Below are 7,557 nucleotides of genomic sequence, written 5' to 3'. Positions count from 1 at the left end.
AAGATCCGTAAGAGGGAGTATTTTTCCCACTGAAGGAGATTGCCAATTGACCTCGAGCCGCTAGGAGCCGCAGCTAGATCGAGAAAAGCGGAGGCGACTGTCCAGCGACGACAAGCAATTGTCAAGATCCGTAAGAGGGAGTATTTTTCCCACTGAAGGAGATTGCCAATTGACCTCGAGCCGCTAGGAGCCGCAGCTAGATCGAGAAAAGCGGAGGCAACTATCCGGGAGACAAAATCGATAAAAGCTTTCATTTTGAGGGGAGGAACGATCTTGAATAGCTTACAAACGATGTTATTACAAAATGATGAGATCGAATCGATTATTCAAGGTGTAGAAGAAGGTTTAGTTGAACAACTTGTTGCTGGACTTTCTGGTTCGGCAAGATCATTATTTATTGCAGCAATGTATGAGAAGACAAAACGTCCAACGATGATTATTACCCATAATTTACTTCAAGCACAAAAATTGTATGATGATCTCATTTCATTTGTTCCGACTGAGGAACTATATATATATGCGGCAAATGAACTGATTGCTGCGGAGATTAGTATAGCAAGTCCGGAATTGAAATCTCAAAGAATTGAGGCCTTAAATCAATTAGCTAATGTTGAGTCAGGGATTTATATTGTTCCGGCACCGGGAATGCGCAAAATTCTCCCTCCACCTTCTGTTTGGAGGAAATTCCAAAAGACCTTTTCTCTGGGCGATGATATTGAAATAGAGGAACTTCTACAAAGTTTACTATATATGGGGTACCAACGGTCAGATATGGTCAATACACCAGGAGAATATAGTATTCGTGGGGGAATAATTGATATTTATCCACTCACAACGAATGATCCCATTCGGATCGAATTATTTGATACCGAAATTGATTCCATCCGTTTTTTTTCCATAGATGACCAACGATCTCTTAGAAATACAAATAGTGTCACCATCGGACCCTTTACAGAATATCCATTGACAAGTGAGCAGCTTGTGACGGTAGCTAATAAATTAGAGAATGCCCGGGCAGCCTCACTAAAGAAGATTAAAAAAGAGCAGGTAAAAGAACGATTCATTCAAAATATTGGTTATGATATTGAACGATTAAAGTCAGGGCAAATCATTGAGCAAATGACAAAGTATCTATCATTTGCTTACGAGGAAACAAGTAGTTTGCTAGATTATCTTCCTCAAAATGGTGTGGTTTTTTTAGATGAAGTAAGTCGCATACATGAAATGAGTGAATCATTAGATAAGGAAGAGGCGGAGTGGTATACATCTTTACTAGAGGAAGGGCAGATTGTTCACGATTTAAAAGTCTCCCATTCCTTACCGACGTTGTTTTCAGAAATCAAACAGCCGCGGATTTATCTAACTCTTTTTTTACGGCATTTTGCTCATACAAACCCGCAAAATATTTTAAATGTGTCTTGCAAACCAATGCAAAATTTCCATGGGCAAATGAATTTGCTAAAGACAGAAATTCAACGTTGGCAACGAGGAAATTATACCGTTTTATTTCTTGGGCCGAATGAAGAAAGAGTTAAGAAAATTCAAAATGTATTGCACGATTATGAGATTGAGGCAATCGGTACAGGACATGACCATTCGATTTTATTAGGAAAGATCATGACGGTTGAAGGATCACTTCATACAGGATTCGAACTGCCGATGTTAAAGCTGGCTGTTGTGACAGAGGAAGAATTATTTAATAAAAAAACGAAAAAGACTCCTCGAAGGCAGAAACTATCGAATGCTGAAAGAATTAAAAGCTACTCAGAACTTAATGTGGGAGATTATGTTGTTCATGTAAACCACGGGATTGGAAAATATTTAGGGATTGAAACATTAGTCATTAATGGAGTGCATAAGGATTATTTAAATATTAAGTATCAAGGGACAGATCAGCTGTATGTACCAGTTGATCAAATTGAACTTGTTCAGAAATATGTGGGGTCAGAGGGAAAAGACCCTAAAATTTATAAATTGGGTGGAAGTGACTGGAAACGGGTCAAAAAGAAAGTCCAATCTTCCGTCCAAGATATTGCGGATGATTTAATTAAACTGTATGCCGAAAGGGAAGCGGCAAAAGGGTACTCATTTTCACCTGATGGGGACCTTCAGCGTGAATTTGAAATGGCTTTCCCTTATGAGGAAACAGAAGATCAATTGCAATCTGTTCAGGAAATTAAAAAAGACATGGAAAAAGAACGCCCAATGGATCGATTATTATGCGGTGATGTAGGTTACGGAAAAACAGAAGTAGCCATTCGTGCAGCATTTAAAGCCATTATGGATGGAAAACAAGTAGCCATACTCGTTCCTACCACGATATTAGCTCAGCAGCATTATGAAACGGTCAAGGAAAGATTTCAAGATTATCCAATCTCGATTGGCCTTTTAAGTCGTTTCAGAACAAGAAAAGAACAAACTGAGGTTATTAAAGGATTGAAAAATGGCACAGTCGATATGGTAATCGGTACACATCGCCTATTATCAAAAGATGTAAAGTATCATGATTTAGGTTTACTTATAGTTGATGAAGAGCAACGATTTGGTGTTACACATAAAGAAAAGGTGAAAAAGTTAAAAACGAATGTTGATGTATTAACTCTAACGGCTACGCCAATTCCACGAACATTACATATGTCGATGTTAGGTGTTCGGGATTTATCGGTTATTGAGACACCACCCGAGAATCGTTTTCCTGTACAAACATATGTGATGGAATACAATGGCCCATTAGTGAAAGAAGCTATTGAAAGGGAACTAGCTCGTGAAGGACAAGTATTTTTCCTATACAATCGGGTCGAGGATATTGAAAGAAAAGCAGAAGAAATTTCGATGTTAGTTCCAGATGCACGTGTGCAATATGCACATGGTCAAATGACAGAAACGGAGCTCGAATCAGTGATTCTTGGCTTTCTGGAAGGGGAATTTGACGTCTTGGTCACAACGACGATCATTGAGACAGGTGTGGATATACCAAACGTGAATACCCTCATCGTGTATGATGCGGATCGTATGGGCTTGTCCCAGCTCTATCAAATTAGGGGAAGGGTTGGACGTTCTAACCGCGTGGCCTATGCGTATTTTATGTACAGAAAAGATAAAGTACTTTCAGAAGCAGCGGAAAAACGTTTGCAGGCAATTAAAGAATTTACTGAGCTTGGATCTGGTTTCAAAATTGCCATGAGGGATTTATCTATTCGAGGTGCAGGAAACCTGTTAGGGTCTCAACAGCATGGATTTATTGATTCTGTTGGATTTGATTTATATTCCCAAATGTTAAAAGAGGCGATTGAAGAACGGAAAGGCGACGAGGATAGAGAGGCAAAAGTAACCTTTGAGGTTGAGTTAGATATTGATGCCTATATTCCTGACGCCTATATTAAGGATGGACAACAAAAGATTGAAATGTATAAGCGATTCCGATCCCTTTCTTCTCTTGAGGAAGTTCAGGAATTACAAGAGGAGATGGTCGACCGTTTTGGAGATTATCCGACAGAAGTGAATTATTTATTCTTAATAGCTGAAATGAAAATTTTCGCTCAGAAGATGAAAATGGAGTCCATTAAACAACTAAAAGATAAAATTACTATGTATATGAGTGAAGAAGGAACGCAAAATATTGATGGTTCTAAAGTTTTTTCGTTATGCAATGAGTATGGCCGCAATATTGGATTAGGAATGGAAGGGGCCAAACTGATGATTACGATGAACATTAAGGGTGTACCGATTGAACAATGGTTTGATACGGCTTATAACATCATTAAAAATATTGAAAAGGCCAAAAAAGAGTAAAAAAGCTGAAAACTTCATCAAAAAATCCCGGGAAATGTTCAAATAACCCGGGAACAAGCGCAAATCCCACGAAAAGCGGTGCAAATCTATGTGGGAAACCGTCAAAAGAGCGTGGGAAATGATCAAAATCCCGCCCCTCACTCCGTCCGCGAAAAAAGGGAACCCCGTGCCAGAAGGAGTGCAAATCTCAGCGGGAAATAGTCATAAATCCCGGGAAAAGTTCAAATAACCTGAGAACAAGCGCAAATCCCACGAGAAGCGGTGCAAATCTGTGTGGGAAATAGTCAAAAGAGCGTGGGAAATGATCAAAAGCCCGCCCCCCACTCCGTCCGCGGAAAAAAGGGAACCCCGTGCCAGAAGGAGTGCAAATCTCAGCGGGAAATAGTCATAAATCCCGGGAAATGTTCAAATAACCCGAGAACAAGTGCAAATCCCACGAGAAGCGGTGCAAATCCGTGTGGGAAATAGTCAAAAGAGCGTGGGAAATGATCAAAATCCCGCCCCCCCACTCCGACCGCGAAAAAAGGGAACCCCATGCCAGAAGGAGTGCAAATCTCAGCGGGAAATAGCCATAAATCCCGGGAAAAGTTCAAATAACCCGAGAACAAGCGCAAATCCCACGAGAAGCGGTGCAAATCTATGTGGGAAATAGTCAAAAGAGCGTGGGAAATGATCAAAAGCCCGCCCCCCATTCCGACCGCGGAAAAAAGGGAACCCCGTGACAGAAGGAGTGCAAATCTCAGTGGGAAATAGTCATAAATCTCGGGAAATGTTCAAATAACCCGGGAACAAGCGCAAATCCCACGAGAATTGGTGCAAATCTGTATGGGAAATAGTCAAAAGAGCGTGGGAAATGATCAAAAGCCCGCCCCCCATTCCGACCGCGGAAAAAAGGGAACCCCGTGACAGAAGGATGCAAATCTCAGCGGGAAATAGTCATAAATCCCGGGAAAAGTTCAAATAACCCGAGAACAAGTGCAAATCCCACGAGAATTGGTGCAAATCTGTGTGGGAAATAGCCAAAAGAGCGTGGGAAATGATCAAAAGCCCGCCCCCCACTCCGGCCGCGGAAAAAAGGGAACCCCATGCCAGAAGGAGTGCAAATCTCAGCGGGAAATAGTCATAAATCCCGGGAAAAGTTCAAATAACCCGGGAACAAGTGCAAATCCCACGAGAAGCGGCGCAAATCAGATGACAGGGGAATGTTATATATTTCCTAGCGAGAAAAAATCACCATATGTGTATAGAACTTTCTAGGTGTAGGATACTAACAACAACAAAGGTAAAGAATTCCCTTTAGGCAATTGTTCATTGCCAATAAAATCATCTGATGAAAGAGAGGCAACAAAGATGAAAGCAACAGGTATAGTTCGTCGTATTGATGATTTAGGACGAGTAGTTATCCCTAAAGAAATTCGTAGAACCTTAAGAATTCGCGAAGGAGACCCATTAGAGATTTTCGTTGATCGTGACGGTGAAGTGATCTTAAAAAAATATTCACCTATCAGTGAGCTTAGTGACTTTGCAAAAGAATATGCAGAAGCACTATTTGATAGTTTGGGAAGTCCTGTTCTTATTTGTGATCGCGATGAGGTCATTGCAGTTGCGGGGGTATCCAAAAAGGAATATTTAAATAAAAACATAAGCGAATCTGTTGAAAAAACATTAGAAGAAAGAACATCTATCTTACACACTCAACAAGGGAAAATGGCTTTGATTGATGGGATGGAGGAAGAACTACATTCTTACACAAATGCACCGATCATTGCAAACGGAGACCCAATTGGGGGCGTCATCATTTTCTCCAACGAGCGATCCATTGGTGAGGTAGAACAAAAAGCAGTCGAAACGGCGGCAAGCTTCCTTGCTAGACAAATGGAATCATAAAAAGGAAGGAGTAGTGTGGCAAATACTACTCCTTTTTTGTTGCCTTTTTTCTCCAAAGTCTTTTGTTTTGATCTCTTATGTCTCGCTGTGGTGATCTGATATACACATTTTCTATGGAACTACACAGCCTCTTTTTGCCTATACCCTAGATGTTTTTTATGTATCCTTCTCCTTTTGCAAAGTTTTGAAAAATCCTTTACATTTGTAGTAGTTTCATTTCATACATCTTTGGGGGAATATCTCACGCCTAAGATGATTTTCTATACGGGAAGGGCAGGAGAGTTATTTGCCTTATCAACAAAGGGAATTTATGAAAGGCGCCCTAATCTTAACAGTGGCTGCTTTCGTTATAAAAGTATTAAGTGCGGTGTATCGTGTCCCCTTTCAAAATATTGTAGGGGATGTTGGATTTTACATATATCAACAAGTGTATCCCTTCTATGGAATTGCATTGGGGTTATCAACATTCGGGTTTCCTGTTATGATCTCCAAGCTGGTTGCAGAGAAAAACAAAAGGGAGGATATTCGATTTATTATTTCGACCTCCTTTCTGTTTATTAGTATAATAGGAGGATTATTATTCACCTTTACCTATTTTGGTGCGCCTTTTATTGCAAAATGGATGGGGGATTCTCATTTAACAGGATTGATTCAGACGATTTCCTTTTCCTTTTTAATCATGCCTTTTGTATCTGTCATTCGTGGCTTTTATCAAGGGAAAGGGCAGATGGTTCCTTCTGCGGTTTCACAAGTAACAGAACAATCGATAAGGGTCACGACGATCCTATTATTATCCTATATTTTAGTCAGTCATGGATATTCCTTTTATTTAGTAGGTAAGGGGGCACTGTTAGGGTCCATTCTGGGGGGACTTGGCGGGATGTTTGTTTTGTTTTTTTATATAAGACAAAATCGTTTTTCCCCTTCTTATCCGAAAACTTCATCGTTAAAACGTAGAACGATATGGAAGCGTTTGGCATTTCAAGGCATACTCATATGTTTATCAAGTATGATCCTTGTTTTATATCAATTAGTCGATGCGCTTAATTTGTATTTTGGCCTCGTAAAATCAGGGCTTTCCCCGTTGGATGCCAAAATTGAAAAGGGAATATATGACCGAGGACAGCCGTTATTACAATTAGGAACGATTGTGGCTACATCGATTTCACTTATTATCGTTCCAATGATTGCCACTGCATTCGAGCGTGATCACATGGCTGCGGTGAAAAAATATGTGCAGATGTCCTTAAAGGTGAGCTTTGTTGTGGGAGTGGGAGCTGCAATAGGCCTTGTAAATATTATGAAGCCGATAAATCAAATGTTGTTCGAAAACACGAATGGTTCTCATGTATTAGCTGTTTTTTGTTTATCCATTTTATTCAGTTCCCTCATTTTGACACTATCGGCTGTATTGCAGGGAGTTGGCGAATTTTTCACTCCTGCCTGGGCAATTGCTTTGGGACTTCTATTGAAGTATGTTGGAAATCAACTATTGATTACAAAATTGGGAACGATGGGAGCTAGTGTATCAACCGTGCTTTCCATGTTAATCGTGAGCTTTATTTTGTGGTGGAAAATCAAGAGGAAATTTCCGTTAAAAGTATTTACGAATGAGATGATCAAGAAATGCCTTCTAGCAACGATGATGATGACGGTCTCCATTCAATTATGGATCATGATGTTATCATATTTCCCATTTATTGCAGATGATCGTCTTCACTCCACGTTTATATCCATTAGCAGCGTGGTAATAGGAGGGATTATGTTTGTTTATTCTGTTTTGAAAAGTGGAGTTTTTAAGGAAAATGAATTGGCTTTCCTTCCATATGGTCATCAATTAGTGCTGATATCAAATAAAATTTACAAAAGAGGATGAAA

General features: G+C 40.0%; 3 protein-coding genes. All 3 read left to right on the top strand.

Annotated elements, in window-relative coordinates; genetic code table 11:
- The first annotated feature begins 273 nt into the window (after positions 1–273).
- A complete protein-coding gene (gene mfd, locus J2S13_RS12970) occupies positions 274–3,792 on the top strand; it encodes a transcription-repair coupling factor (protein WP_307258193.1) in 3,519 nt (1,172 codons plus the stop codon).
- Positions 3,793–5,142: 1,350 nt separating this feature from the next.
- Positions 5,143–5,679, top strand: coding sequence for a stage V sporulation protein T (spoVT, locus tag J2S13_RS12965; RefSeq protein ID WP_307258192.1), 537 nt, complete (start codon positions 5,143–5,145; stop codon positions 5,677–5,679).
- Between the two features lie 286 nt (positions 5,680–5,965).
- Entirely contained in the window at positions 5,966–7,555 is a 1,590-nt protein-coding gene (locus tag J2S13_RS12960) for a putative polysaccharide biosynthesis protein (RefSeq protein ID WP_307258191.1), read from the top strand.
- Positions 7,556–7,557 lie beyond the last annotated feature (2 nt).

This window comes from Oikeobacillus pervagus (genome assembly GCF_030813365.1).
Lineage (GTDB): Bacteria > Bacillota > Bacilli > Bacillales > DSM-23947 > Oikeobacillus > Oikeobacillus pervagus.
Note: the sequence above shows the minus strand (reverse complement) of the source record. Positions and strands in the feature narration are given on the sequence as shown.